Origin of the sequence: Sphingorhabdus sp. EL138 (genome assembly GCF_900258045.1) — a bacterium.
GTDB lineage: Bacteria > Pseudomonadota > Alphaproteobacteria > Sphingomonadales > Sphingomonadaceae > Parasphingorhabdus.
Genome location: NZ_OGVD01000004.1, coordinates 793,221 through 820,028 on the forward strand (window position 1 = coordinate 793,221; position 26,808 = coordinate 820,028).

A 26,808-nucleotide genomic window follows, 5' to 3' on the forward strand; every position below is an offset into this window, starting at 1 on the left:
ACTCGCAATATGCGTTTAGACCTGCAATGCCATCCTTTGACGCCTGTCTCTGTGGTGGACGAAATTTCACTGACCTATGAATGGAAGGATCACGAAAGCCTGTGGCTGAGATACCATGCCGAAGGCCTGCTTCATGATCTTGACCTGCCGGAATGGACAGAAGCACGGCGCACTGACGGACTGTGGCAAACCACCTGTTTCGAGCTATTCCTGCAAGAATCATTGGCCAACAGATATTGCGAGTTTAACTTTTCGCCTTCCAGTCGTTGGGCCGCCTATCAGTTTTCAAATTATCGCGATGGCATGAGGCATCTGCAATTGCCAACGCCACCAGATATCTCTCTGGATATAAGCGATTCTCATGTTGCTGTTGAAATCACGCTGGGGTTGCCGGATATCTGGGGGGAGGTTCCTCTCAACGCATCTTTTTCGGCCGTGATTGCGGAGAATAGCGGCCCCAAATCCTATTGGGCTTTGTCGCATCCTCCGGGAAAACCGGATTTCCATCACAAAGATTGCTTTTCACATCAACTGAAGGCAGCAGGTAATTTATGAAATTTGGAATTGATCGACTTCTCGCCGAGCCGGAATTGCGAGCGCCGCTTGCCGGTAAACGGGTGGCTCTATTGGCTCATCCCGCCTCTGTCACCGAAGACCTAACTCACTCGCTCGATGCCTTGGCGCGGTGTGACGATATCAATCTGACCGCCGCTTTTGGCCCGCAACATGGTCTGCGTGGTGACAAGCAGGACAACATGATTGAATCGCCGGACTATGTGGATCCAGTTCACGAAATTCCAGTGTTCAGCCTGTATGGAGATTCCCGCCGACCAACGGGCCAAGCGATGAGTACGTTTGATGTTCTGATCATCGATCTGCAAGACTTGGGTTGCCGGATTTATACCTTCATTACGACTCTGCTCTACATGCTGGAAGCAGCCGCGGAGCAGAACAAAACCGTGTGGGTACTTGATCGCCCCAATCCCGCCGGTCGCCCCATAGAAGGCATGATGCTGGAAGAAGGTTGGGAGAGCTTTGTCGGTGCTGCGCCAATGCCGATGCGTCATGGCCTTACTCTGGGAGAAATGGGCGCCTGGTTTGTCAGCCATTTCAATCTTGATGTCGACTATCGCGTGATTGAAATGCAGGGATGGCAGCCAGAGGGCTCAGGCTTCGGTTGGCCGACCGATCGCGTTTGGATCAATCCCAGTCCCAATGCACCGAACCTGTCAATGGCGCGGGCCTATGCCGGCACCGTCATGCTGGAGGGAACGACATTATCGGAAGGGCGTGGAACAACGCGTCCATTGGAGCTTTTTGGCGCACCGGACATCGATGCCAAAGCGGTTATTGCCGAAATGCAGCGCAAGGCGCCGCAATGGCTGGAAGGCTGCGCGTTAAGAGAATGCTGGTTTGAACCAACTTTCCATAAACATGTCGGATTGCTTTGTAATGGCGTCCAGATTCATGCGGAGGGCCCATTTTACGATCACGCTGCTTTCCGTCCATGGCGATTGCAGGCGCTGGCGCTGAAAGCCATCAGCAAGCTCTACTTCGGCTACGAACTATGGCGGGACTTTGCTTATGAATATGAGGAAGGGAAGCTAGCCTTTGATGTAATCAATGGCGGCCCTGCGCTGCGCGAATGGATTGATAATCCATCGGCAATCGCCAACGATCTGGAAGCCATAGCTGCTCCTGAGGAGCGGATGTGGGGACAGATGTTAAAGGATCATCTGATTTACTGATATCCTAACGCCCTAAGGCCGGAAGCCTCTTTGCTATCGGCGGGGTTTCCGGAGCGGTCCAGCGCGGCTCGCCAGCCAGTTGGTCATCCAGCACCACAAGCACTGGGCAATTATCCACCCGCCGGTCAACCGCAGCAATTATTGCTGCGGGCGCTTCTCTGTCGAGCGTACGCATCTTTGGCTTGTCTGTTTTGTCGACGTCAATATTTTCGACAATATCCAAACATTTGGCGGGGTTGGGAGCTGCATTTGCCGGGCTAGTTGCGGCTAATAGCGGCAGTGTCAGGGGCAGGAATATTTTATGCATGGGGGACCTCCTCTGGGAAATCTTACCATATGTAAGAGATATTCGAAAGTGAGTTGGCCGGTTTAGGCAATGTTGCAATGCAACATTTCTGTTGCGTCGTCCTCTATTTTTGATATCTTGCAGCCATGCTACCAAACAAAGAATTTTTGGAAGGCGTTGCACTGAAAAAATGTGTGACTGCCACTTATAACAAAATGCAGGTTACCCTTGCGCCGCATATTCTCTATACTCGTCATGATGAGATGCATGTTGATGCCGTCACGATCGAGAGGGAAGGGCAACCGCCTCGCGAGTTGAAATTAGGCACGTTCAAACTTTCAGGCCTGAAAGAGGTAGTGGTCGAAGATCGGCAGTTTGAACCATCGGACCTTTTTGATGCAGCGGCTGAAAAATACCAGGGAACAACCTTGCTGGCGGTTGAAGCGTAGCGCTTTATGACCCGTGTTTGCGGGTCAATTCCTTCATAGCGTCGCTCAAACCTTCCAGCGTCAGCGGGTACATACGGTCATTCATCAATTCCTTGACGATTTTGACACTCTGAGAATAACCCCATTGCTTTTCCGGTACCGGATTTAACCAAGCGGTCGCGGGATATGTATTGGTCATCCGATTAAGCCAGGTCACGCCGGCTTCCTCGTTAAAATGCTCGACGGAACCGCCGGGATGCGTGATTTCATAAGGGCTCATTGACGCGTCACCGACAAAAATCAGCTTATAGTCATGGCCATATTTATGGAGGATATCCCATGTATTTGTCCGTTCTGAGAAACGCCGGCGATTGTCCTTCCACACACCTTCATAAACGCAGTTATGAAAATAGAAAAATTCGAGATTCTTGAATTCGGTAGTCGCAGCAGAAAAAAGTTCTTCGCACAGCTTGATAAAAGGATCCATCGATCCGCCTACATCAAGAAACAAAAGCAGCTTCACTGCATTGTGCCGCTCAGGGCGCATATGGATGTCGAGCCAGCCCTTTTTGGCGGTTCCATTGATGGTGCTGTTGATATCCAGCTCATCGGCAGATCCTTCACGGGCAAATCTCCGCAACCGCCGCAGGGCGACCTTGATGTTCCGTGTGCCAAGTTGCTTGGTGTTGTCGAGATTCTGAAACTCGCGCTTGTCCCAAACCTTGATGGCTTTCTTTTGACCGCCTTCACCACCGATCCGGACACCTTCGGGGTTAAAGCCGCTGTTACCGTAAGGAGAAGTACCACCGGTGCCGATCCATTTGCTGCCGCCTTCATGACGCTTTTCCTGCTCGGCAAGACGCTCTTTCAGCGTCTCCATAATCTCGTCCCAGCTGCCAAGTTTCTTGACTTCGGCCATTTCTTCTTCGGACAGATATTTTTCGGCAACAGCTTTCAGCCAGTCGAGCGGAATATCTTCTTCCTGCATCCCATAACTGGTTTCAATACCCTTGAAAACCTTCGAGAATACTTGGTCGAAGCGATCCAGAAGTCCTTCATCTTTAACAAAAGTTGCTCGAGACAGATAATAAAATTCTTCCGGACGGCTTTGGATGACTTCCTTGTCCAGCGCCTCCAGAAGCACCAGATGTTCTTTGAGCGATGCGGTGATTCCCGCAGCCCTTAGCTCGTCCATGAAATTGAAGAACATCTGGTCCGCTCCGTTTAACGCGCTTCGCGTTTCGCCATGAATGCCAAGCGTTCGAACAGCATGACGTCCTGCTCATTCTTGAGCAAGGCCCCGTGCAGTGGCGGAATGGCTTTGCTTGGGTCCTGCGATTGCAACACTTCAAGAGGCATGTCTTCGGAAAGCAAAAGCTTCAGCCAGTCGAGTAATTCCGAAGTGCTCGGTTTCTTTTTCAGGCCTGGAACTTCCCGAACATCGTAAAAGATATCCATCGCCTTTTTGACCAAAACCCCTTGAATATCAGGGAAGTGGACGTTGATAATTTCCTGCATCGTCTCGCGATCCGGGAATTTGATATAGTGGAAGAAGCAGCGGCGCAGGAAGGCGTCGGGCAATTCTTTTTCATTGTTGGACGTGATCACCACAATCGGCCGTTCCGCGGCCTTGATAGTTTCTTTCGTTTCATAGACATGGAATTCCATGCGATCGAGTTCCTGCAACAAATCGTTGGGAAATTCGATGTCCGCCTTGTCAATCTCGTCGATCAGCAGGACCGGCAATTCCTTACTGGTAAAGGCTTCCCAGAGTTTACCTCGGCGGATGTAGTTGGAGATATCATGGACACGCTCGTCGCCTAACTGACCATCGCGAAGCCGTGCAACCGCATCATATTCGTAAAGACCCTGATGAGCCTTCGTGGTGGACTTTACATTCCATTCGATCAGCGGCGCGCCAGTAGCCTTGGCAATTTCATGCGCAAGAACGGTTTTACCGGTGCCGGGTTCGCCCTTGACTAAAAGAGGACGTCGAAGCGTCACGGCAGCGTTGACCGCAACCTTCAAATCATCGGTTGCTACATAATCTTTGGTACCGTCAAAACGCATATTCCATATTCCCTTGCCGTAAACGTCAATGGAATAGCGATAGGGAAAAGGCCGTTTTGAGGCAAGTTAATCATTTAGTTAATCAAACAAATGCGTGATGTTGCCGGTCAGCTTGCGTTACGCGCATTCTTGCGGGCTTCAAGGAGCTGCCAAAGGCCGCGATGTTGGGTCAATATCTGATCTACGCCAAAATTGATTGCGCGCTCAACCGCACTGGATTGCGACAGTTCAGTATTTAGAACATGCGTTACTTCCGCCGAAGGTAGAATCGCTTTTCTGGGTTCTATACCCAGTTTTATGGCGACCTTTTCAAGCAATGGCCGGATAGCTTGCCAATCCAGAACAAGGGCAAATGACGCACCCAAGGCACAGCCGTTACGGTCAGACTGCGAAAGCATCTCGAGCGCTTTGCGCTGGGCGAGCACCGTTGCATTGCTCTGGTCTTCAGTGCGCACGCCCGATATCGGTCCGGCGGCGACAGTCAAAGTTGTCAGAAAAGCGCGTTCGGCGGAAAAACCGTCCATCGCTTCCACAAGCCATTCGCGGGCCACAACATCAGCGGTCTTGGTCGCGGCATGATCGACCACGCCGGGGTGGCGGCCGTGCAAAACGCAAAGAAAATGAGCGATATCGGCAATATCCGCGCCGCTTAACGTCGTGAAATCGCTCTCGATCGTTTCAATATAGCTGGCAGATTGCGTGCCATGTTCGGCGACATGGTCCACCAAAGATGGTCGCGCGGATGGTATTAAACTGGTTTCTGGCATTGCGCTCACATCACGTTAGAGTTCCCGGTGACCTGCCGGACATTTGATGCCCGGCAAATCGCGTTACAACTCGTGATTAGCGCAAAAACCTAAATACCCGGTTTACGCCGCGTTAGCTAAGTGCAAACCATAGTATCGAAATGGTCGAAAACCCCGGAAAACCGAGTTTTATTGATCCAGGAAGCTGCGCATTTTCCGGCTACGGCTTGGATGTTTCAGTTTCCGCAACGCCTTAGCCTCAATTTGGCGAATACGTTCCCGCGTCACGCTAAACTGCTGACCGACTTCTTCCAGAGTGTGGTCGGTATTCATGCCGATGCCGAAACGCATCCGCAAAACCCGCTCTTCACGCGGTGTTAGGCTTGCCAACACCCGTGTCACAGTCTCTTTGAGATTCGCCTGAATGGCGGCATCCACAGGAATGATCGCATTTTTATCTTCGATGAAATCGCCCAGATGCGAATCTTCTTCATCACCAATTGGCGTTTCCAGGCTGATCGGTTCTTTCGCGATCTTCATGACCTTGCGCACTTTTTCAAGCGGCATGGACAGACGCTCTGCCATTTCTTCAGGAGTCGGCTCACGGCCCTGCTCGTGGAGGAACTGGCGTGAGGTGCGGACCAGCTTGTTGATCGTTTCAATCATATGGACCGGAATACGAATCGTCCGCGCCTGATCGGCAATTGATCGGGTAATCGCCTGACGAATCCACCAGGTTGCATAGGTCGAGAATTTATATCCGCGGCGATACTCAAACTTATCAACCGCTTTCATGAGGCCGATATTGCCTTCCTGGATAAGATCGAGAAACTGCAGGCCGCGGTTGGTATATTTTTTAGCGATGGAAATAACGAGCCGCAAATTGGCTTCGACCATTTCTTTCTTGGCGATTCGCGCCTCGCGCTCACCCTTTTGGACCATGTTGACGATACGGCGGAATTCGCCGAGCGATGTTCCGGTTGCGGCCGATATATCGGAGATTTCCGCGCGAATCCGTTCAACAGATACTGCTTCCTTTTCTGCAAAGGCCGCCCATTTCTTGTCGGTTTTGGCCATGCTGGCCAGCCAGCCGTCGTCCAGTTCGTGGCCGACATAACCTTCCAAAAAGGCGCGGCGCGGTACTTTGTGCCGCTCTGCAAGCCTCAACATCTGGCCGCCAAGCGCCGTCAACCGGCGGTTGAACGAGTAAAGCTGGTCGACCAGAAATTCGATCTTGTTGGCATGAAACTGAACGCTTTCGACCAACGCGGTGAGTTCTTCACGCAGGTTGTGATATTTTTTCTCTGACGCCGCAGGAAAATCGTCACCAACCGCAAAGGCTTCCATGCGGGTGTTCTGCAATTTCGAGAATTTCTTGAATACGGAAGTGATGGTTGCGAATTTTTCGAGAGCCTCTGGTTTTAGGGCTTCTTCCATCTGCGCTAGAGAAAGCGTGTTATCTTCTTCCTCTTCTTCGACAACGCGTTTGGTCCGACGTTCCGTTAATTCGTCTTCATCGTCGCCTTCACCTTCGGCTGCTTCCGGTTCGTCTTCAACCTCATCATCATCCTTGAAAGATGGACCAGCCGTTTTTTCGCTGATTTCGCCGTCATCATCATCTTCGTCTTCAAGATTTTCCGGCACAGGATCTTTTGACAGCATCGCATCAAGGTCGAGTATTTCGCGCAGCTGCATCTCGCCATCATTAAGGGCGGTGGACCATTCAATAATCGCGTTAAAGGTTGTCGGGCTTTCGCAAAGGCCCCAGATCATTGTGTCCCGGCCGGCCTCGATACGCTTGGCAATGGCAATTTCACCTTCGCGGCTGAGTAGTTCGACAGCGCCCATTTCGCGCAGATACATGCGCACAGGATCATCCGTGCGGTCGCCAGCTGCTTTTTTCGGCGCGGCAGCGGTGGTTGTTTTCTTATCCTTGTCGGAACCGTCGATGGACTCGACTTCATCGCCGCCCATTTCCTCGGCAGCTTCGTCATCATTTTCGACAATCTTCACGCCCATATCGGAAATTGACGACATCACATCTTCGATTTGCTCGCTGGACATCTGGTCCTGCGGCATGGCTTCGTTCAATTCATCATAGGTCAGGTAGCCCCGTTTTTTTGCCTTCGTGAGAAGTTTTTTGATACCGGACTCATTCATGTCAATGAGCGGCGCATCTTCTGTTACCGCTGGTTTTTTTGCTTTGCTTGCCAAGTCTCGGGGCCCTTATTTTTAAAAACTAATCTTCAAAGTTCACACAATTCACACGATGTCATCGACCTGGGTGAGTTCAACTAATCTGTCATGAAATTCCTGTTTTGCCTGCCGCAATCTTTGTTGCTCCGCATAGCTTTCTTCATCGAGATTATCCTGCACCCGCCGTGTTGCCTCTGCCAAAGCCGCTTCCAGTCCCGGTCGCGCAGTGATTACCTTAATCGCTTCTGCCAAATCATTCTGCGCCCGTTCGATATCGTCCGACGGGGCATTATCTGGCAGTTTGCGGTTGAAAGTGAAATTCAGCGCATCGGCCCGTAACAGCCCTTTTGCGACATTATAACAATCTGTCTGTTCCAATATGGTAAGAAGGCCCTGCATATCAAGCATTTCTTTGCTCATTGCCGCATGTATCAACTCCGATAGCAATGCCTGCATCTGCGAATCGGCCAACCGCAGCACGGTTAGTTCTTCAAAATGCTTGGAAATCTGGGAAGGATGGCGGATCAGACCGCCCAAAATCGCTTTTGCAATACGCAGGTCATGGCCATCGATCAAAACGGACTTGGTATCGTCCATTGGCTTGAACGAAACATATTGAGATTTGAAACCGCCTTTCGAACGTGCAAACTGTTTCTGACCCGGGGCGTTGTCACGCCTTCTGAAAAAGGCCTCTTCATATCGCTGTTGAAAATCCTGGCGGTAATGCTGCGCGATATCCTGATCGGCTATATCACGGACATGATCGGATAGTCGTTTTTTCAGGCCTGCCTTGGTTTCCGGCGTGTTTAGCGGTTCGGCCTCAAATTCCACCTGCCATATCTTATCGCCGAGCATTTGTGGTTGGTCGATTAAAGCTGCAAATGCTTGTGGCCCTTCTGATCGCAGCAGATCATCAGGGTCTTGCCCTGCCGGCAGCGCGATGAAATTCAGGCTGTGGGACGGCCGCAATATTGGCAAGGCCCGCAAGGCAGCCCGCATGGCGGCTTTTTGACCCGCATTATCCCCGTCAAAGCAGAGGGTCGGGGCCTCCACCATCTTCCATATCCGTTCAATCTGATGTTCTGTCAGCGCGGTGCCCAACGGTGCGACGACGTCCTCGAAACCGGCCTGGGCCAGTGCAATGGCATCCATATAGCCTTCCACGACCAATATCCGTCCGGTTTGACGGGATGCCGGTGACGCCTTGTCGAGATTGTAGAGTGTGCGGCCTTTGTCGAACAAAGGCGTATCAGGGGAGTTAAGATATTTGGGCTCACCATCGCCCAATATCCGGCCGCCAAAGGCGATCACACGGCCCCTTGGATCGCGGATCGGGATCATCAGTCGGCCGCGGAAGCGATCATAGGGATCACGATCGTCGACCTTTATGAGCAAACCGGCCTCAACCAGCTGATCAACCCCGTGAACCGAAAGGGCTTCCTTGAGCCGACCACGCGAATCTGGCGCAAAACCAAAGCCAAATTCGCGGATGGTGTTCTCGGAGATACCGCGATTTTTCAGATATTCACGAGCGGCGGCGCCTTCAATCCCGTTAAACTGCGTGACAAACCAGTCCTGTGCTGCCGCCATGACGTCATGTAGCGTCGCCCGGGCTTCCTGGCGCTGTGCGGCCCGCGGATCGGGGGCAGGGACTTCCATCTGTGCCTCGGCCGCCAAATCCTTCACCGCATCCATGAAGCTGAGGCCGCGCTGGTCCGTCATCCATCGGATGGCATCTCCATGCGCGCCGCAACCAAAGCAATGGTAGAAGCCTTTTTCGTCGTTGATCGTGAAGCTTGGTGTTTTCTCGTTATGAAACGGGCAACAGGCCTTAAACTCGCGTCCTGCCTTCTGGACCTTCACCGTCCGGCCGATCAGCGTGGACAAGGTCGTCCGGCTGCGCAGTTCATCAAGCCATTGGGGAGAGAGGGTCATGAGGCGTCGGCCACCGGATAAATTTGCGTGAGATTGGGTTCAAATGCCGGGAACATAACGGTCAACATCCATTCAGGCGTTACGCCAAGGTGATTTTCCAACCTTTCCAAAACTTCTGAATATCCCTCGGCATCCTCCGCTATCTCGATGATGCCATCTTTGGTGGTAAAAGCCAAACATACACAGTCGACGGTCACCAGATCCCGTTTGAAAGCATGGACTTTTTCGATATCGTCCCATCGCAAGTGCGCCGTTTTCTTCCGAAAACGATGAGTCAGGCCATTGTCATCACATTCCACAATTTCAACATTGCGCAGCCGCCATTTGAGATAGCGCTGCCACAAGCTTTCCTTCATCAGGAAAGTGCGGCCTTCACCAGACCGCTGGCCTTGCTCATGTCGATTTCACTGCCGTGGCGGGATTTCAGCTCCGCCATTACGCGGCCCATGTCTTTCATGGACTCCGCTCCAAGCTCTGTCTTGATACCGTCAATCAACGCCGCCGTATCGGCTTCGCTCAGCTGCGCAGGCAAGAATTCCTCGATCACGGCAAGTTCCATCTTCTCGCCCTTGGCCAATTCATCGCGGCCACCTGATTCGAACATCTCTATCGATTCGCGGCGTTGCTTCGCCATTTTCTGGAGCACGTCGGTCACCATGACATCGTCATCGAGCTTGCTGTCTTTGGTGCGCAGCTCGATATCCTTGTCCTTGATCTTCGCCAGCATGGCGCGTGTGGCGGCCGTGCGATCCTTGTCGCCGGCTTTCATAGCCGCAATTTGTGCCGCTTTCACGGCGTCGCGAATCCCAGTGCGAATCATAGCGTTCCCCGTAATTTTGGAATAAGCTACCAACATAGCCGCAACTTATTTTTTTTCATAGATTGTGACGGTAAAAAACTACACCTAGGCACGGCGAAATTTGCTTGAAGCGCAGGAGCATGCGGCTCCCGCCATAGATAAGGACAATGCCCATGACCGACACCAGCATCCCCGCCGCTCCCAAGGGCGCCACTGGGATATTGGTATTGGCCGATGGCACTATTATTTGGGGACGCGGCTTTGGCGCGACCGGTTCTGCAGTTGGTGAAGTCTGTTTCAACACATCGATGACCGGGTATCAGGAAGTGATGACCGACCCCAGCTATGCCGGACAGATGGTCACCTTCACCTTTCCCCATATCGGCAATGTCGGCACCAATGATGAGGATGTCGAGGCGGATGCGCCCCATGCTCTGGGCTGCATTGTTCGCGAAGATGTGACCGAGCCGAGCAGTTTCCGCAACAACAAGCCGTTTGACCAGTGGATGACAGACAATGGCCGGATCGGCCTGGCCGGTGTGGATACACGGGCATTGACGCGCCGGATCAGGGAAGCCGGCGCGCCCAATGCGGTGATCGCGCATGATCCGGACGGTCAGTTTGATATAGATGACCTGCTCGCCAAGGCCCGCGACTGGGCCGGACTGGAAGGCATGGATCTGGCGGTTGAGGTGACCGGGCATCAGACGAAGATCTGGGATAGCGGTATCTGGCGTCTTGGCCATGGCTATGCGCCGATGGAGGATATGGAGACAAGACCGCATGTTGTGGCGATGGACTTTGGTGCCAAGCGGAATATCTTCAGAAACCTTGTGAGAGTTGGCGCAAAAGTGACTGTTGTTCCTGCGCAAACTTCATTGGATGATATCATGGCGCTGGAGCCTGTGGGCGTATTTCTCTCCAACGGCCCCGGTGATCCGGCGGCGACGGGGGACTATGCGGTTCCGGTGATAAAGGCGCTGCTGGAGAAGGATATACCGCTATTCGGCATCTGCCTGGGCCATCAGATGCTGGCGCTGGCAGCGGGCGCAAAAACGGTCAAAATGCATCAGGGCCATCGCGGCGCCAATCACCCGGTGCAGCGGGTTGGCGGCGACTGGGATGACAGCGAAGGACTGGTTGAAATAACCAGCATGAACCACGGCTTTGCGGTCGACAGCGAAACGCTCCCCGACACGGTCATGGAAACCCACAAAAGCCTGTTCGACGGCAGCAATTGCGGCATCAGCATCACCGGCAAACGCGCCTTTGGTGTGCAGTACCACCCGGAAGCCAGCCCCGGTCCGCAGGACAGTTTCTATCTGTTCGAGAAGTTTGTCGGGGGATTGGAGTAATGAGTGCTATATTTCTGATGAGAATCCAGCGTGATTTGGAAAATTAGGGTGAAATCAATTCAACACCAATTTTTTCTGGTGTCATTTTGTCTGGCGCTCATGTTTTCTGTTTCTGAAGCGGATGCTCGAACGGAAGTCGATAAACATGAAATTGGCCCTTTCGATGTTACAATTGAAAGGTGGAGCCATGATACTCCAATAACGCACGCCCCAAACAGCGGAAAAAACGTCTCATTAAAGTGGTTATCGTCAGACAAAAAAGTTGAAATATCGCTTTTGGACAACGGTTATACGGTGTCGCTGAATTTTGACTACAAGCAAAACGAAACAGATTCTACATGTAGAAGATCAGCGGATTTTTCTGACAGTATCGGAGGGAAACCCTCAAATCCTGCTTTTTGGAATTGGACCATGACAAGTTTTAGCAGTTTCTTTGAGACCCACTGCCCAGCTTTGACGGACAAGCAGCGGCTTAGTTACGTCCGAGAAATCTCTACGGATACACAAGCTTATCCTGCTGCTGCTGATTTTTGGAAAGACCAATTGTTGGTTGAATTCAATGGGCGCACGAAACGTTGTAAAAAATTCCGTGACCCTAGTGGTATGATTCAAATCGAGCCACTACCTTGCGAAAAATGGTCAAAAGGCTGGAAATAAGAACAAGATGCCCAAAAGAACTGACATAAAATCCATCCTTATCGTTGGCGCTGGACCGATCATTATCGGGCAGGCTTGCGAGTTTGACTATTCGGGCACACAGGCGTGCAAGGCTCTGAAAGAAGAGGGCTACCGGATCATCCTGGTCAACTCCAATCCGGCGACGATCATGACCGATCCGGAGATGGCGGACGCGACCTATGTCGAGCCGATTACGCCGGAAATTGTCGAGAAGATCATCGAGAAGGAACGCCCCGATGCGATTCTGCCGACCATGGGCGGACAGACGGCGCTAAACACGGCGCTGTCGCTCAATAAAATGGGCGTGCTCGAAAAATATGGCGTCGAGATGATCGGTGCCGATGCCAAGGCGATCGACAAGGCCGAGGATCGTGAGCAGTTCAAGACGGCGATGGACAAGATCGGGCTGGAAAGCCCGCGTTCGGCGGTGGCGCATAGTGAAGAGCAGGCTCTGGAAATCCTGGAAGATATTGGTCTGCCGGCGATCATGCGGCCGAGCTTCACCATGGGCGGAACCGGTGGCGGCGTCGCCTATAACCGCGAAGAATTTATCCATTATGTGCGGACATCGCTGGAGGCGTCTCCAACCACCGAAGTGCTGATCGACGAGTCCCTGATAGGCTGGAAAGAATATGAGATGGAGGTTGTTCGCGACAAGGCGGATAACTGCATCATCATCTGTTCCATCGAAAATGTGGACCCAATGGGCGTGCATACCGGGGACTCGATCACGGTGGCACCGGCCCTGACGCTGACCGACAAAGAATATCAGATCATGCGCAATGCCTCATTGGCCGTCTTGCGAGAAATCGGAGTCGAAACAGGCGGTTCCAACGTACAGTTCGCAGTTAATCCGAAGGATGGGCGTCTTGTTGTGATCGAGATGAACCCGCGGGTATCGCGCAGTTCAGCCCTCGCGTCCAAGGCCACCGGCTTCCCGATTGCGAAAGTCGCGGCGAAGCTGGCGGTAGGCTATACGCTCGATGAAATTGATAACGATATTACCGGCGCGACCCCGGCATCATTTGAGCCGACCATCGATTATGTCGTCACCAAAATCCCGCGCTTCGCCTTTGAAAAGTTCAAGGGAGCGGAGCCATTGCTCGCCACGGCGATGAAATCCGTCGGCGAAGTCATGGCCATCGGTCGCAATATCCATGAATCGCTGCAAAAGGCACTGCGCGGTCTGGAAACCGGACTGGACGGCTTTAACAAAGTGCAGGAATTGATCGGCGCCTCGCGTGACGAGATTGCGGCGGAATTGGCTCGGCCAACGCCAGACCGGCTGCTGGTCGCGGCGCAAGCGATGCGTGAGGGCTTTAGCAATACCGAAATCCACGAGATCGCCCATTATGATCCGTGGTTCCTCGCAAGAATCCGCGAGATTATCGATGCCGAGCAGGATATTCTCGATAACGGCCTGCCCAATGGTGCGGAAGCGCTCCGCAAGCTGAAATCCATGGGCTTTTCCGACGAGCGGCTTGCCAAGCTGGCGGTCGATGCCGTGCATGTCGCGGGCGGGGCAGGGCGCGCAGTTGCTGGCGGACACGGGCTGGTTCATGACGCCGTCGCCGCCATGGCTGGTGCAACGACCGAGAAGGAAGTCCGCGAGCTGCGCCACAAGCTGGGCGTGCGGCCCGTGTTCAAGCGGATCGACACTTGTGCGGCGGAGTTTGAGGCCAAGACGCCCTATATGTACTCTACCTATGAAGCGCCGATTTTCGGTGAGCCGGAGAATGAGGCGCAGCCTTCTGACCGCCGGAAGGTAGTGATTTTGGGCGGTGGACCAAACCGGATCGGGCAGGGGATCGAGTTTGACTATTGCTGCTGCCACGCCTGTTTCGCACTGGCGGACGCGGGTTTCGAAACCATCATGGTCAACTGCAATCCGGAAACGGTTTCGACGGACTATGATACGTCGGACCGGCTTTATTTCGAGCCGCTGACCGCCGAGGATGTTCTTGAAATTCTTTCGGTTGAGCAAAGCAAGGGCGAACTGGTCGGCGTCATCGTGCAGTTTGGTGGGCAGACGCCGCTGAAACTGGCTTCTGCGCTGGAAGACGCCGGCATTCCGATATTGGGGACAACGCCCGATGCGATTGATCTGGCCGAGGACCGCGAGCGCTTTGCAAAACTGGTCAATGATCTGAAGCTGAAACAGCCGGACAACGGCATGGCACGGACGGAAGAGGAAGCGGTGAAAATCGCCGAACGCATCGGTTATCCGGTACTCATCCGCCCGAGTTTCGTGCTTGGCGGCCGTGCCATGGAGATTGTCGACGGGCCAGCGCAGCTCGAAGATTACATTAACACTGCCGTGCAGGTTTCCGGCGATCAGCCTGTTCTTGTTGACCAATATCTGCGCGATGCAGTGGAAGTCGATGTCGATGCCATCTGTGACGGCGATCAGGTCGTTGTTTGCGGTGTGCTTCAGCATATCGAGGAAGCAGGCGTCCATAGCGGCGACAGTGCCTGCACCATTCCCCCCTATAATCTCAGCGATGAAATTATTGCGGAGATGGAGCGCCAGGCAGAGGCATTGGCCCTTGGTCTGAAAGTACGCGGACTGATGAACATCCAGTTTGCGGTGAAAGATGGCGAAGTCTATCTGATCGAGGTCAATCCGCGTGCAAGCCGGACGGTGCCTTTTGTCGCCAAAGCCATTGGCGTACCGATTGCCAAAATCGCCTCACGCGTAATGGCCGGTGAGAAGCTGAAAGACTTGCCAGTGATTGACAGGCATATCGATTATATTGCTGTGAAAGAAGCGGTCTTCCCGTTCAATCGTTTCCCCGGCATTGATCCCGTATTGTCACCGGAAATGAAGTCTACCGGTGAAGTCATGGGCATTGATAACAGTTTTGCCATTGCCTTTGGCAAGGCGCAATTGGGTGCGAACAATCATCTGCCGGATGGCGGAACGCTGTTTGTCTCCGTAAAAGAAACGGACAAGAAAGTGATCGAACCAGCGGCACGATTGGCCGAGAAACTGGGTTTCAGGATCATCGCTACCAGCGGGACGGCGGATTATCTGGCCGACAAAGGCATAGCGGTTGAGAAGGTCAACAAGGTTGCCGAAGGGCGGCCGCATATTGTTGATCGGATTATCGACGGCGACGTTGATCTGATTTTCAACACGACCGAGGGTTGGCAGTCGTTGAAAGACTCCAAATCGATCAGGGCAGGGGCGCTGAACGGCAAGATTCCCTATTATACGACCGCGACGGCAAGTGTTGCGGCGATGGAGGCAATATCGGCCATGCGTGACGAGACTCTTGAAGTTCGGGCGCTTCAGTCTTATTATAAGTCTTCGCAGACTTAATTCCCGACAATCTGTCACACTGCGGGCGAGCCTTCACAGGGAGGGGCGCCGGGAAACTATTTTTGACGCTGCGGCCCAGAAAACCGCGGCGAATAGAAGGAAGAAAGGCCAAAAATGGCTGTAGAAAAAGTACCGATGCTGGCCGAGGGCCATGCCAAATTGGAAGCCGAGCTGAAGGCGCTCAAAGAAGAGCGGCCACGCATTGTTGATGCGATTGAAGAAGCACGTGCCCATGGTGATCTGTCGGAAAATGCCGAATATCACGCCGCAAAAGAGCGTCAGGGCCAGGTTGAGGCGACCATTGCCGATATCGAAGACAAGTTGAGCCGTGCGCAGGTTATCGATCCAACGACCCTGTCGGGCGATAAAGCGGTATTTGGCGCGACTTTGACCTTGCTGGACGAAGATGACAAGCCGGTGAAATATCAGCTTGTTGGCCAGGCGGAAGCCGATGCCAAAGTCGGCAAGATCAGTTATAACAGTCCGATCGGACGCGCTTTCATTGGCCGCAGTATCGGTGACGAAATTGAAGTTACGGTACCAGCCGGCGACAAATATTATCTGCTCGAGAAAATTGAGTTTATCTGATTTGATATGAACCTGCCAAACGGAAAGCTGACCAACGGGTTGATCATCGCCAATGTCGTGGTCTTCCTGTTCCTCTGGATTTCCGGTTTGGAACAGGATGCAATCCTGCGCGGCGGCTTTTTCCCCATACGATTGGGCGAGGGGCTGCCTGAGTTTGACGGCATAAGCGGGATGGTGCCGGCCTGGCTGACGCCCGTGTCGTCGTCGTTCCTGCATGGCGGACTTATGCATATCGCATTCAATATGCTGATGTTGTTGTTTTGCGGGCGGTTTGTTGAGCAAGCGCTGGGACCACAGCTTATGGCACTTCTCTATGTCGTGGGCGCATATGCAGCGGCGCTGGCGGAGTTTGCGGTGAACGGGGATTCTGTCATTCCGGTCGTCGGCGCAAGCGGAGCGATATCAGCGGTCATCGGCGCCTATGCGCTGTTATTTGCGCGCAACGACGTGAAACCTGTTGGGCCATTTCCCGGCCATGTCGTGCGAATTGCCTGGCTTACACTCGCGTGGATCGGTATTCAGCTGATGATTGGCGTCGCAACACGCGGCAATCTGAACGGCATTGCGATCTTTGCGCATATTGGCGGTTTTGTTGCCGGGTTGATGCTCACCCGGCCCCTGTTGCAATGGCGTTTTAAAAACGCCTGATCATCGCAATCAGTCTTCGGCGGGAAGTTCCGGTTCCAGCAACTTGTGCAGGTGCACGATCACATATTTCATTTCCGCATCGTCCACGGTGCGCTGGGCGTTGGAACGCCATACGTCTTCTGCTTCTTCATAGCTGGGATAGACGCCGACAAGGTCAACCTGATCGAGATTTTCATAGTCCAGTCCGCGCGGATCCTTGACCCGTCCGCCCATTACCAGATGCATTTTGCTGCGATCGCTCATATTTGCCCCAACTTCTATTTGCCAGATTTTTCCGATTTGACCGCATCACCTGCGGCTTCGGCGGCGCTCTTAGCAGCTTCAGTGGCTTTGCCAAGCAGATCTTTAATCTGGTCCTGAACGCTGTCTTTGTCGAGGCCGAGATTTTCAATCTGTTCCTGACCGGCTTCCTTGGCCGCACCATAGGCTTTTTTGGCGGTTTCATTGATCTTTTTGCCGGCCCCGCCGACATATTTAGTTTCCGCCTTGCTCTTGGGAAGCAGAGAGCCAACCAGTGCGCCCAGCGCCAGGCCGCCGGCGACGACTGCCAATGGGCTTTTGGTAATTGTTTCTTCTGACTTGTCAGCGGCGGTTTTGGCCATCTTCCTGGTTGCGGCTACACCTTCGGCTGCCCTGGCTTTGCCGTCTCCGAGCAGTGCGGCTGCGCGCTCCTTGCTTTCGGACATTTTTTCGAGAGCGATGCCAGTGCCTTCGCCGGCTTTTTCCTTCGCTATTTCGAGCCGTTCCCGGGACGCGGCGCGCGCCTTTTCAATATTATCGGATAGTCTGCTCATGGCTTATTCCTCAGCGTCATTGGTTTTCGCGCCATCATTATCGGCACGGCGATTGGTAATATAGTTGGTGATTGGTTTGCGCAGCGCCAACAATGTTGCTGCGGCCGCCACGGAGGCCACTTTCCCGGGATTGTCTTTCACGCCCTGGAGAGCGCTTTCGCCGGTTTTCTGAACCCGGTCCAGCGCTTTGTCTTTCGCTTCCTGAATTAGGTTGGCAGGCCGCAGACGTTCTTTAGTTTCCGAAAGATCCTCGCTCAGATTCTCTCGTGCTTCCTTTTTCTCAATCGCCAGGTTGCGCAGCTTGAATATATCATCATTTTTTTTGGTCATTTTCATTCTTCATTTTCATCAATAGGTAGTTTGCGTGCCCGTTTTATTGCCATGTTCATCAAGATTGTTGTCACAAGCAAAGCGCTTCCGGTCAACAGGCCTGTTGCGGCGACAGGTCCCCAATAGTGTGACAATATCAGCAATATGCCCAATATCAGCGTAACCAAGCCGGTTATTCCCACTATGGCGGCTACGCTGAACAGAATCAAAACGGTTCTGGTCGCCTCCATGTTGACGGATAGCTTTACCCGGTAATATTCGAGCTCTGCTTCCGCCAGTTTGCGGACATCATCTACCAACCCGTCAATCTGCGATTTAATCGATTGATCATCGGCGGCAGGCATGTCTATCGGTTCCGCCACCTTGTCAGGCGGTGACGGCGGATCTTCGATGGCCTCAGTCTTACTATCCAACGCCTTGTCGTCCAATATTTATCACCCGTCCCGATCAAACCGATTTTTGACGATAACCGCTTTAGCTGCGATCATCCATCCCTGACTTAATCAGCCGGGCAACAAGCAAGCCGACAACGGCTGCTGCACCTATCGCGACGGCGGGTTTTTTGCGAACGAACTCGCGCGCGTCCTCGACCATCTCGTCGACGTCTTTTGCATTGACCTTCTCTGCAAAGGAGGACACAGAATCGGCTGCAGATCGGGCATAGTCGCCATATTTTTCGCCGACATTCTCGTCGATCGTCTTGGCGCTATTCTCGATCATTTCGCTCAATGTGCCGATGGCTTCTCCAGCTTTGGCCTTCCCGTCATTGGCGGTCGAGCGTGCTTTGTTGATGGCACGGTCTTTCAAATCGGTTGCCGCACTGGTTTCTGAAGAGGCTGCGCGTGTTGCTCCCGCCTTCAGAGGAGCCGACGGTTTTGCTTTTGTCGTTTTTTTGACATCAACACCTTTTGCAGGTGTCGATTTTTTAGCGGTTGCCCGTTTACTTGCAGGCTTTTTTGTTGCTGGCTTCTTCGCAGCCGGTTTTTTCGCAGGTGTCTTGCGCGCTGATGGTTTCTTTTCCTGATCGACGGCCATATTTAAAATTCCTTCCTCAAAACCCTTGCCAACAATATGCAGCCGATAAACTATCGACTGGTTTTCCCTTAAAATTAAATGGTGTCTAATCCTTATGATTCAAGGGTAAATTGCCGAAGTGACACTGTTATACAAACAGCTGATTATTGCCACGAGCCTATCATAAGGATAAGGGCTTTGCGATACGCAACCTTCCGCAGGAGTCTTCTCAAAAAATGACCGCTATATTAGATCTTCACGCTCGCCAGATTCTGGACAGTCGAGGCAACCCGACAGTTGAGGTCGATATACTTTTGGAAGATGGTAGTTTCGGGCGTGCAGCAGTGCCATCGGGGGCATCCACCGGAGCCTACGAAGCTGTCGAACTGCGCGACGGAGACAAAAGCAAATATCTTGGCAAGGGCGTGCTCAAGGCAATTGAGGCTGTCAACGGAGAACTGAGCGAAGCGTTGCTTGGCATCGATGCAGAAGATCAGGAAGAGCTTGATGCCATCATGATCAAGCTTGATGGAACGGAAAATAAAAGCCGCTTGGGTGCCAACGCGTTATTGGGTGTCAGCCTTGCCGCTGCCAAGGCCGCTGCTGACGCAAGAGGATTGCCACTTTATCGTTATGTCGGCGGTGTATCGGCCCGCGTCTTGCCGGTACCAATGATGAATATCATCAATGGCGGCGAGCATGCTGACAACCCGATAGACTTTCAGGAATTCATGATCATGCCTGTAGGGGCTGGCAGCCTAGCGGAAGCGGTGCGTTGGGGATCAGAGATTTTCCACACACTGAAAGCAGGTCTGTCGGAAAAAGGGCTGGCCACGGCCGTTGGCGATGAAGGCGGCTTTGCACCCAATTTGGGATCAACCCGCGATGCGCTGGATTTTGTCATGGCGTCTATCGAGAAGGCGGGTTTCAAGGCAGGAGATGAAGTGGTGCTCGCGCTGGATTGCGCGGCAACCGAGTTTTTCAAAGATGGCAAATATCATATTTCAGGCGAGGACAAGATATTGTCGCCTGCGGAAATGTCGAACTATCTGGCAGAGCTGTGCAAAGACTATCCCATCAAGTCGGTCGAAGACGGCATGGCAGAAGATGATTTTGAAGGCTGGAAACTTTTGACCGATGCAGTGGGCGATACAGTACAATTGGTAGGCGATGATCTGTTTGTGACGAACCCGGCGCGCCTGTCACAGGGTATTAAAGATGGTCTTGCCAATAGCCTGTTGGTGAAGGTCAACCAGATTGGCACCTTGTCGGAAACTCTGGAAGCCGTGCGGACGGCGCATAATGCCTCTTACACGGCCGTAATGTCGCACCGCTCAGGTGAAACAGAAGATGCGACCATTGCCGATCTCGCGGTTGCAACCAATTGTGGGCAGATCAAAACTGGCAGCCTCGCACGTTCTGACCGGCTTGCGAAATATAACCAGTTGATCCGGATTGAGGAAGAACTGGATACGGTTGCTCATTATGCAGGTCGCTCCATTTTTTCCTGAACTGGACGCGGTTTAGAGACGCTTTGCCGGTTTGAAGGAATCTGCCTGCAATAAAAGTGTAAAAGCGCTTGCCAGCGAATCAATATTCTGATTCAAGAGAAATATGGCTCATAAAGAGAAAATCGGTGGTTTGATCAAAGCGGCGCTTGGGCCGGGCTTTGCGCTGCTGACTCTTCTCGCCATTGCTGGCTACGCCGTGCTTGGTCCTACGGGGGTTCTGGCATGGGGCGAATATCGCGCTGCGCTTGATGAGCGCGGAACACAGCTTGCTGCTCTGGAATCGGAGCGGGACGCATTGAAGAACCGTGTGAAACTGCTCGACCCAAATGGTGCCGATCCTGATCTGGTGGGCGAATTGCTTCGCAAAGAGGGTAATTTTGTGCATCCGGACGAGATTATCGTTCCGCTAAAATAAACTCTGAGCTTTGTCGGATTTTTTGTAGCGTTTTCCAGCGTATAGGGCTTGGGAATTTTGTCTTATCTGTTTAAGGTGCCGCAAACCCAAGATACAGGAAGATGCAAGAGTGGCAAAATCTCCCCAGAAAGCCTCATCAAAAGCAAAAGCTCCGGCAAAACGCCCAGCCAAACGCCCAATTAAACGGACGTCGAAAGTGACGCCGAAAAAGGCCCCGGCACGAAACAGCAGTCGTTTACCGGTTCTCAAAACACCGATCTACAAAGCCAGCAAGACTGAGCTTATGGATTTCTACGAGCAGATGCTGCTCATCCGTCGGTTTGAAGAAAAGGCCGGGCAGCTTTACGGCCTTGGTCTGATTGGCGGGTTTTGCCATCTTTATATTGGCCAGGAGGCTGTTGTGACAGGCCTGCAATCCGCTATTGAACCGGGTAAAGATAGCGTCATCACCGGCTATCGCGATCATGGTCACATGCTGGCATGCGGTATCGACCCGAATATTGTCATGGCCGAACTAACGGGCCGGGCATCGGGCATATCGAAAGGCAAAGGCGGCTCTATGCACATGTTCTCTGTCGAGCATGGCTTTTATGGCGGACACGGCATTGTAGGCGCGCAGGTTTCTCTTGGTACCGGTCTGGCCTTTGGTCATAAATATAAAGAAGACGGCGGTGTCTGTCTTGCCTATTTCGGGGATGGTGCGTCCAACCAAGGGCAGGTTTACGAAAGTTTCAACATGGCGGAGCTTTGGAAACTGCCTGTCATATTCGTTATCGAAAACAACCAATATGCGATGGGCACCAGTGTCAATCGCTCCTCCTCCGAAGACCAGTTATATCGTCGTGGTGAGAGCTTTCGTATCCCGGGCGTTCAAGTGGATGGCATGGATGTTCTTGCGGTGCGCGGTGCTGTTGAAGAAGCGCTTAAATATGTGCGTGCCGGCAAAGGCCCGGTATTGATGGAACTCAAAACCTATCGCTATCGCGGCCATTCCATGTCAGATCCGGCAAAATATCGCAGCCGGGACGAAGTGCAGGACGTACGTGAAAAATCGGACCCGATCGAAAGACTGAAAGCCATGCTGATGAAGCAAGGTGTGAAAGAAGAAGACTTGAAGGCGCTGGACAAAAAGGTGCGTAAGACTGTGCTGGAGGCGGCAGATTTTGCCGAAGAATCGCCGGAACCCGAATTGTCCGAGCTCTATACTGACGTCCTGGTGGGACAATATTGATGGCGATTGAACTGAAAATGCCCGCCCTTTCGCCAACAATGGAAGAAGGCACACTGGCCAAATGGCTGGTTAAGGAAGGTGACGAGGTCAGCTCTGGCGACATTCTGGCAGAGATTGAAACCGACAAGGCGACGATGGAATTTGAAGCAGTCGATGAAGGCGTGATTTCGAAGATTATTGTGGCAGAGGGTACAGATGGTGTCGCGGTTGGTGCAGTGATCGCCGAGATGACCGGAGAGGATGAGGAGGAAGCTGCATCGTCTGTGCCGTCTCCCGCCCCCGAAGCATCACCAAAACCTGAGCCAGAGCCATCACCGGAAATAGCTCAGCCAGTTCCAGCGGCGCCGGTATCTCGTGCCGATGATCCGGCCGTTCCGGAAGGCACAACCATGACCAGCATTACTGTTCGCGAAGCGCTTCGTGATGCCATGGCAGAGGAAATGCGCACGGATGACAGTGTCTTTGTGATGGGTGAGGAGGTCGCTGAATATCAGGGCGCCTACAAGGTCACTCAAGGCCTGCTGGATGAATTTGGTAGCAAGCGTGTGATCGATACGCCGATTACTGAGCACGGTTTTGCAGGCATTGGCGCTGGTGCAGCTATGGGCGGGCTGAAACCGATTGTTGAATTTATGACGTTCAACTTTGCGATGCAGGCTATCGATCAGATTATCAACTCGGCAGCAAAAACCAATTATATGTCTGGTGGACAGATGCGCTGTCCTATTGTTTTCCGCGGCCCTAATGGTGCTGCGTCTCGTGTTGGCGCGCAGCATAGCCAGAACTATGGGCCCTGGTATGCCGGTGTTCCGGGTCTGATCGTGATGGCGCCATATGATGCGGCCGATGCCAAAGGGCTGTTAAAGGCGGCGATCCGCTGCCCCGATCCGGTGGTTTTTCTTGAAAACGAGCTGCTTTATGGACGGTCCTTCGAGATTCCGGATTTGGATGACTATGTTTTGCCAATCGGTAAGGCGCGGATCATGAGGGAAGGCGCCGATGTTACGATTGTCAGCTATTCGATAGGCGTTGGTCTGGCGCTTGAAGCTGCCGATACGCTGGCAGGTGAGGGCATTGATGCAGAGGTCATCGACCTGCGTACATTGCGTCCGCTGGATACGGAAACAGTTTTGCAGAGTCTGGCAAAAACCAACCGTCTGGTGGTTGCCGAGGAAGGCTGGCCGACCTGTTCCATCGCCAGCGAGATTATCGCTGTCTGTATGGAAGAGGGTTTTGACGATCTCGATGCACCAGTTGCGCGCGTGACCAATGAAGACGTACCGCTACCCTATGCCGCGAATCTGGAGAAAGCGGCGTTGATCGATAGCGACCGGATTATCGCGGCCGCGAAGAAGGTATGTTACCGTTAGAAATCTAGGTCAGGTTATGACGTCATAGCGACTACACAGCCATTTCTGTCCGTTCGGAATACTGCTGGCATTTCGCATCGCGTGGTCATTGCGTTCACGCGCCACAAAAGCACTTTCATAACGGATGACAATATTTCCAAAAAAGCGATCTGATATCAGAGGCTTGTAGTCGTATATGACCTCGACAAAGTTGACAGCTGACGCAGGCGTAGCCGAGATTTTCTTGCCGGTCGGTCCTATACCCGAAGCCAGTGACGCATCGGTTTCTCCATCGCCTTCAGCGCCGAAACTGGATGAATAGCTTGTATTGCCGCCATAGCAGCGTTGCCAACGGATCCATTGTCCTTCATCCGCACCAGCCAAACCATTATGCTCCAGATTTGACAGGATAATTCTGGCATTGGGCGAAAAGTCGATGCTGCTGCCAGTCAGATGGGCACCAGTGAAAATTTCCCGAATGTCAGCCTCATCAATACTGTTGCGGACACGTGACGCGTTATCCGCGACAAGCATAGCGACCTGACTGACTTGCAAATGTCCAACAGCGAGATTGGCGGTTTCCATTCCGGTCAGGCCGATCGTGAGCATGAACGGCGCAACAAAAGCAAATTCGATCAGCGCCAGGCCGCTCTTGTCCTGATGGAGTTTACCGAGAAACCGCGTTGCCCGGTTGTCAGGCACGATTTTCTTTGGCGTAAATTTTTTCAAAATATTGTTCATATCACGGCTCACACAATTCTGGGTCGGCAACCTGGGAACCATAAGGCTGGTTCCGGACGGCCGTAGCGTTGTAGCTGGTCATTCTTTTGCTGCCGCCAAACATGCCGGCCAGCGGAAATATTCGCGGAGAATTGATAGTGATTTCATAGTTCACAATATCGTCGGGCCCACCGGTTCCGGTTCTGCCGGTGTTCACATCAAATACGCCGTTACCATTACCATCAAGATAGCAATCTCCGCTGTCGAGGTTACCGTCACCATTGACGTCTGTGGTCAGCTTTTCCGGTTTTCCGATATTGGTAAACTCAAAATAGCTGCGAACTTTGACATCGACTGTCGCATTTTTCAGTAGAAGCGGGCCCAATCCCTTTACAACGTCGGCCTTGACGTCGGCTTCGGTTTTGCCACCGACCGAGGCTTGCCGCGCGACCTTGTGCATCACGGATTTTGACAAAGTGTCGATATAGCCTTGATAGCCAATCTCCATGATACCGAGCAGCAACACGATCAGGGGGCCAGCGATCAGGCCGAATTCCATAAGTGTTGCGCCCTCTTGGTCGCGGTTCAGGCGAGAAAGTCTCGATTGTATATTCATCAGTTTGACAACCTCAATCCGCCGATTTTCTGTGCAATGTTCGAGAAAGCAGCCTGAAGGGTTGCTCTGTCGGTTGCCGCAGCGGCGTTACCGGGACTGCTGGCACAGGCCAACATGTTCGCCGACACGGTGGAAGAACCAAATTGAACGACCCAGACGGTCCAACCCTTTGCGCGGACTGCAGCGCACATTAACTGGAACCTGTGGGCTTGCCGCGCCGCCAACTCTGTATCGCCAGCATTTGCAGCCGCGATACTGCTATCCAGTTTTTGATAGCCATAGGCACCATAATTGGTCTGCCGGATTACCATGTTGCCGTCGGTCATGAACACAACATGCCGGCCAATGCTGAAACCATTTGGTGCGGTAGAATTCTCAGCCTTGAACAATCCGTCCTCTGACAGCAAGCGAGCGCCCCAGATCATGCCGATGGTATGGTTGGTGAAACCACCATCCTGCAATCCGGAGATATAGCTTTCCAGATCATTTGACGAACCATCATCATAGGTCGCGTAAGATTGCAGTTTCCGGGCGGGTGCCGGGCAGGCTGCTGAATCTCCGCTCAAAGAAATTTTTGACCCTGACGTCGCTGTATTTGTATCTGCACGATCATATTTTAAATCTCGCCAGAATGGAGCCCATCTGGAATCTGCATCCGTTGGCAACAGATCAATTTGCAGATCAAGCGCATCCGTCGGGATGGCAGTTGTGGCCGTGGTTATGGACGCATTGGATTTGCGCTCAACGATGCAGCCGTCCCAGCGTTCCAGGTCTTCACCGTCGGTCGTCGGATTTTGTGCTGCGGGATTGGCGGGTTTGATAGAACGCACATAATCATAGACACCATGCGTCTCAGCATCATAAGACCAGTCTGTAATGCGGACTGCCCCCGGCTGCCATTTGTCAACCTGGATCACGGGAATGACTTCTGTGGTTCTGGTCCGGGTGCGTTCACACTGACGCCAAAAGGCGCTGCCAACCGCTCCGGCTGGCGGCGCATCGGTACTACCATCCCATGATCTGTATTCAAAAACGTCGGAAACGACTGTTTTTAGGTCACCGGTCCTCGACTCTGATATGATCAGGGGATTGCCTGATGGATCGGGGACGAAATAGGTCTCGACATTCAGGTTTTCCGCATATCGATCCGTGCATTCTGGTCCGTCAAGCTGGGCGAGTGATTCAACAAACTCATTCTCTGTAATGCTGTATCTGGGATCCGTTTTATCCTCGACTTCGAAAGTCGCTTTACGGGTTTGATAAGTCGCCCGATCACCTGCAGTGCCCCCGGTAAGCCAGGTTGGATCAGCATCATACAGGATTTCACCGACGTTGACGGTACTGGAATAGGGTACAAAGCCGTAACGGATTTGTTCGTTTGAAACACCGCCGCCGGGACCTAATATTCCGTAAAAATCCTCAACTGCGACTTTCAACGCGTCCAGCCTGGTGCCGCCATCCGACACGTTGTTACCCATAGAACCGGTGACGTCGAGTACCATCATTACGTCAACATTACCGACATCAAGGCGGCTACTGCAGTCTGTTTCGATGACCATGTTCTCATAGCCAAAAACGCGCATGAGCGTGGTTCGGATCGTGGTTCGCGCCTCGCCATTAACAACCCGGGGATCGGCACCGTCGGTAAAGGCTATTTTATTTTTTGAAACTTCGGTTCCATCACTGTCCGTGATGGTTGCGTCAAAAGCGGTTGATCCAAAAGATCCCTCAGGAAAGTTAAAATCAAAAAACTTGTTGGCCTCAGCTATATCGGCCGCCGTCAAAGTATCCTGGGTCATGTTACGCCGCCCGGCAAGAACGCCGGCGTCACATGCCTGTTGGAGCCGCGCTTGCGCCATATAGGCGCGGCCGATGTCGACACCGCCGCCGACCAGACCTGCAATAGGGAAAAGAGCCGCAGCCGCCATTGCCAATGTATTACCGGCGGCGTCTTTGCGCAGCCTTTGTAGAAATGACACTCGCGATTTCATCTCGTTTTTGTCAACCATGCCCCTGGCCTCTGATCTAT

28 protein-coding genes are annotated in these 26,808 nt (G+C 52.8%); 12 read left to right on the plus strand and 16 right to left on the minus strand.

The window, feature by feature from the left end; all coding sequences use genetic code 11:
* The first annotated feature begins 9 nt into the window (after positions 1-9).
* Both DK507_RS13645 and DK507_RS13650 read left to right on the plus strand, forming a co-directional pair.
* Positions 10-555, plus strand: coding sequence for a DOMON-like domain-containing protein (locus tag DK507_RS13645; protein ID WP_109356894.1), 546 nt, complete (start codon positions 10-12; stop codon positions 553-555).
* Positions 552-1,748, plus strand: a complete 1,197-nt coding sequence (locus DK507_RS13650; RefSeq protein ID WP_109356895.1) for an exo-beta-N-acetylmuramidase NamZ domain-containing protein — start codon at positions 552-554, stop codon at positions 1,746-1,748. The genes DK507_RS13645 and DK507_RS13650 overlap by 4 nt, the downstream gene beginning before the upstream one ends.
* Positions 1,749-1,752: 4 nt before the next feature.
* Here DK507_RS13650 and DK507_RS13655 read toward each other — a convergent pair whose 3' ends face one another.
* Positions 1,753-2,055, minus strand: a complete 303-nt coding sequence (locus DK507_RS13655) for a hypothetical protein (protein WP_109356896.1) — start codon at positions 2,053-2,055, stop codon at positions 1,753-1,755.
* A gap of 125 nt (positions 2,056-2,180) precedes the next feature.
* Between DK507_RS13655 and DK507_RS13660 the strand changes: the two genes are divergently transcribed.
* Positions 2,181-2,483, plus strand: a complete 303-nt coding sequence (locus DK507_RS13660) for a hypothetical protein (protein ID WP_109356897.1) — start codon at positions 2,181-2,183, stop codon at positions 2,481-2,483.
* A gap of 4 nt (positions 2,484-2,487) precedes the next feature.
* On the opposite strand, the gene DK507_RS13665 is transcribed toward DK507_RS13660, so the two are convergent.
* From DK507_RS13665 to DK507_RS13695, 7 genes are all read right to left on the minus strand, one after another.
* Complete coding sequence (locus DK507_RS13665) at positions 2,488-3,672, minus strand: VWA domain-containing protein (protein WP_109356898.1); 1,185 nt, start codon at positions 3,670-3,672, stop codon at positions 2,488-2,490.
* A gap of 14 nt (positions 3,673-3,686) precedes the next feature.
* Complete coding sequence (locus DK507_RS13670) at positions 3,687-4,532, minus strand: MoxR family ATPase (protein ID WP_109356899.1); 846 nt, start codon at positions 4,530-4,532, stop codon at positions 3,687-3,689.
* 107 nt (positions 4,533-4,639) lie between these two features.
* Positions 4,640-5,299 (minus strand): hypothetical protein, encoded by a 660-nt coding sequence (locus DK507_RS13675; RefSeq protein WP_109356900.1) that lies wholly within the window; start codon positions 5,297-5,299, stop codon positions 4,640-4,642.
* 168 nt (positions 5,300-5,467) lie between these two features.
* A complete protein-coding gene (rpoD, locus tag DK507_RS13680; RefSeq protein ID WP_109356901.1) occupies positions 5,468-7,492 on the minus strand; it encodes an RNA polymerase sigma factor RpoD in 2,025 nt (674 codons plus the stop codon).
* A 48-nt stretch (positions 7,493-7,540) separates the two neighbouring features.
* Positions 7,541-9,409 (minus strand): DNA primase, encoded by a 1,869-nt coding sequence (gene dnaG, locus DK507_RS13685; protein ID WP_109356902.1) that lies wholly within the window; start codon positions 9,407-9,409, stop codon positions 7,541-7,543.
* Positions 9,406-9,765 carry a hypothetical protein gene (locus tag DK507_RS13690; protein ID WP_109356903.1) on the minus strand — a complete coding sequence of 120 codons (360 nt, stop codon included), beginning with the start codon at positions 9,763-9,765 and terminating at the stop codon, positions 9,406-9,408. Before DK507_RS13690 ends, dnaG begins: the two co-directional genes overlap by 4 nt.
* On the minus strand, positions 9,765-10,229 hold the full coding sequence (locus DK507_RS13695) for a GatB/YqeY domain-containing protein (RefSeq protein ID WP_109356904.1): 465 nt from the start codon (positions 10,227-10,229) through the stop codon (positions 9,765-9,767). Before DK507_RS13695 ends, DK507_RS13690 begins: the two co-directional genes overlap by 1 nt.
* Positions 10,230-10,381: 152 nt before the next feature.
* Between DK507_RS13695 and carA the strand changes: the two genes are divergently transcribed.
* The 5 genes from carA (at position 10,382) to DK507_RS13720 (ending at position 16,799) form a co-directional block, all read left to right on the plus strand.
* Complete coding sequence (gene carA / locus DK507_RS13700) at positions 10,382-11,563, plus strand: glutamine-hydrolyzing carbamoyl-phosphate synthase small subunit (protein ID WP_109356905.1); 1,182 nt, start codon at positions 10,382-10,384, stop codon at positions 11,561-11,563.
* Positions 11,564-11,611: 48 nt separating this feature from the next.
* The gene (locus tag DK507_RS13705) at positions 11,612-12,220 is read left to right on the plus strand and encodes a hypothetical protein (protein ID WP_109356906.1); all 609 of its coding nucleotides are present in this window, start codon (positions 11,612-11,614) and stop codon (positions 12,218-12,220) included.
* A gap of 7 nt (positions 12,221-12,227) precedes the next feature.
* The gene (gene carB / locus DK507_RS13710) at positions 12,228-15,563 is read left to right on the plus strand and encodes a carbamoyl-phosphate synthase large subunit (RefSeq protein ID WP_109356907.1); all 3,336 of its coding nucleotides are present in this window, start codon (positions 12,228-12,230) and stop codon (positions 15,561-15,563) included.
* A 114-nt stretch (positions 15,564-15,677) separates the two neighbouring features.
* Positions 15,678-16,151, plus strand: coding sequence for a transcription elongation factor GreA (greA, locus tag DK507_RS13715; protein WP_109356908.1), 474 nt, complete (start codon positions 15,678-15,680; stop codon positions 16,149-16,151).
* A gap of 6 nt (positions 16,152-16,157) precedes the next feature.
* Positions 16,158-16,799 (plus strand): rhomboid family intramembrane serine protease, encoded by a 642-nt coding sequence (locus tag DK507_RS13720; RefSeq protein ID WP_109356909.1) that lies wholly within the window; start codon positions 16,158-16,160, stop codon positions 16,797-16,799.
* 9 nt (positions 16,800-16,808) lie between these two features.
* On the opposite strand, the gene DK507_RS13725 is transcribed toward DK507_RS13720, so the two are convergent.
* From DK507_RS13725 to DK507_RS13745, 5 genes are all read right to left on the minus strand, one after another.
* A complete protein-coding gene (locus tag DK507_RS13725) occupies positions 16,809-17,042 on the minus strand; it encodes a DUF4170 domain-containing protein (RefSeq protein WP_109356910.1) in 234 nt (77 codons plus the stop codon).
* 14 nt (positions 17,043-17,056) lie between these two features.
* Positions 17,057-17,593, minus strand: coding sequence for a hypothetical protein (locus DK507_RS13730; protein ID WP_109356911.1), 537 nt, complete (start codon positions 17,591-17,593; stop codon positions 17,057-17,059).
* 3 nt (positions 17,594-17,596) lie between these two features.
* A complete protein-coding gene (locus DK507_RS13735) occupies positions 17,597-17,923 on the minus strand; it encodes a DUF3618 domain-containing protein (protein ID WP_162559054.1) in 327 nt (108 codons plus the stop codon).
* 2 nt (positions 17,924-17,925) lie between these two features.
* The gene (locus tag DK507_RS13740; RefSeq protein ID WP_162559055.1) at positions 17,926-18,336 is read right to left on the minus strand and encodes a phage holin family protein; all 411 of its coding nucleotides are present in this window, start codon (positions 18,334-18,336) and stop codon (positions 17,926-17,928) included.
* Positions 18,337-18,397: 61 nt separating this feature from the next.
* A complete protein-coding gene (locus tag DK507_RS13745) occupies positions 18,398-18,958 on the minus strand; it encodes a hypothetical protein (protein WP_254054386.1) in 561 nt (186 codons plus the stop codon).
* A 215-nt stretch (positions 18,959-19,173) separates the two neighbouring features.
* On the opposite strand from DK507_RS13745, the gene eno reads away from it, so the two are divergent.
* From eno to DK507_RS13765, 4 genes are all read left to right on the plus strand, one after another.
* The gene (gene eno, locus DK507_RS13750) at positions 19,174-20,448 is read left to right on the plus strand and encodes a phosphopyruvate hydratase (protein ID WP_109356914.1); all 1,275 of its coding nucleotides are present in this window, start codon (positions 19,174-19,176) and stop codon (positions 20,446-20,448) included.
* Positions 20,449-20,551: 103 nt separating this feature from the next.
* Positions 20,552-20,863, plus strand: a complete 312-nt coding sequence (locus DK507_RS13755; RefSeq protein WP_109356915.1) for a septum formation initiator family protein — start codon at positions 20,552-20,554, stop codon at positions 20,861-20,863.
* A gap of 196 nt (positions 20,864-21,059) precedes the next feature.
* Positions 21,060-22,094, plus strand: coding sequence for a pyruvate dehydrogenase (acetyl-transferring) E1 component subunit alpha (pdhA, locus tag DK507_RS13760; protein ID WP_254054448.1), 1,035 nt, complete (start codon positions 21,060-21,062; stop codon positions 22,092-22,094).
* A complete protein-coding gene (locus DK507_RS13765; RefSeq protein WP_109356916.1) occupies positions 22,094-23,464 on the plus strand; it encodes a pyruvate dehydrogenase complex E1 component subunit beta in 1,371 nt (456 codons plus the stop codon). The genes pdhA and DK507_RS13765 overlap by 1 nt, the downstream gene beginning before the upstream one ends.
* Positions 23,465-23,473: 9 nt before the next feature.
* On the opposite strand, the gene DK507_RS13770 is transcribed toward DK507_RS13765, so the two are convergent.
* The 3 genes from DK507_RS13770 to DK507_RS13780 are packed head-to-tail and all read right to left on the minus strand — an operon-like array spanning position 23,474 to position 26,788.
* Entirely contained in the window at positions 23,474-24,184 is a 711-nt protein-coding gene (locus DK507_RS13770) for a TadE/TadG family type IV pilus assembly protein (protein ID WP_254054387.1), read from the minus strand.
* Position 24,185: 1 nt separating this feature from the next.
* Entirely contained in the window at positions 24,186-24,779 is a 594-nt protein-coding gene (locus DK507_RS13775) for a TadE/TadG family type IV pilus assembly protein (protein WP_162559056.1), read from the minus strand.
* Positions 24,779-26,788: a TadE/TadG family type IV pilus assembly protein gene (locus DK507_RS13780; RefSeq protein WP_162559057.1), complete on the minus strand. Its 2,010-nt coding sequence runs from the start codon at positions 26,786-26,788 to the stop codon at positions 24,779-24,781. The genes DK507_RS13775 and DK507_RS13780 overlap by 1 nt, the downstream gene beginning before the upstream one ends.
* Between the last annotated feature and the right edge of the window lie 20 nt (positions 26,789-26,808).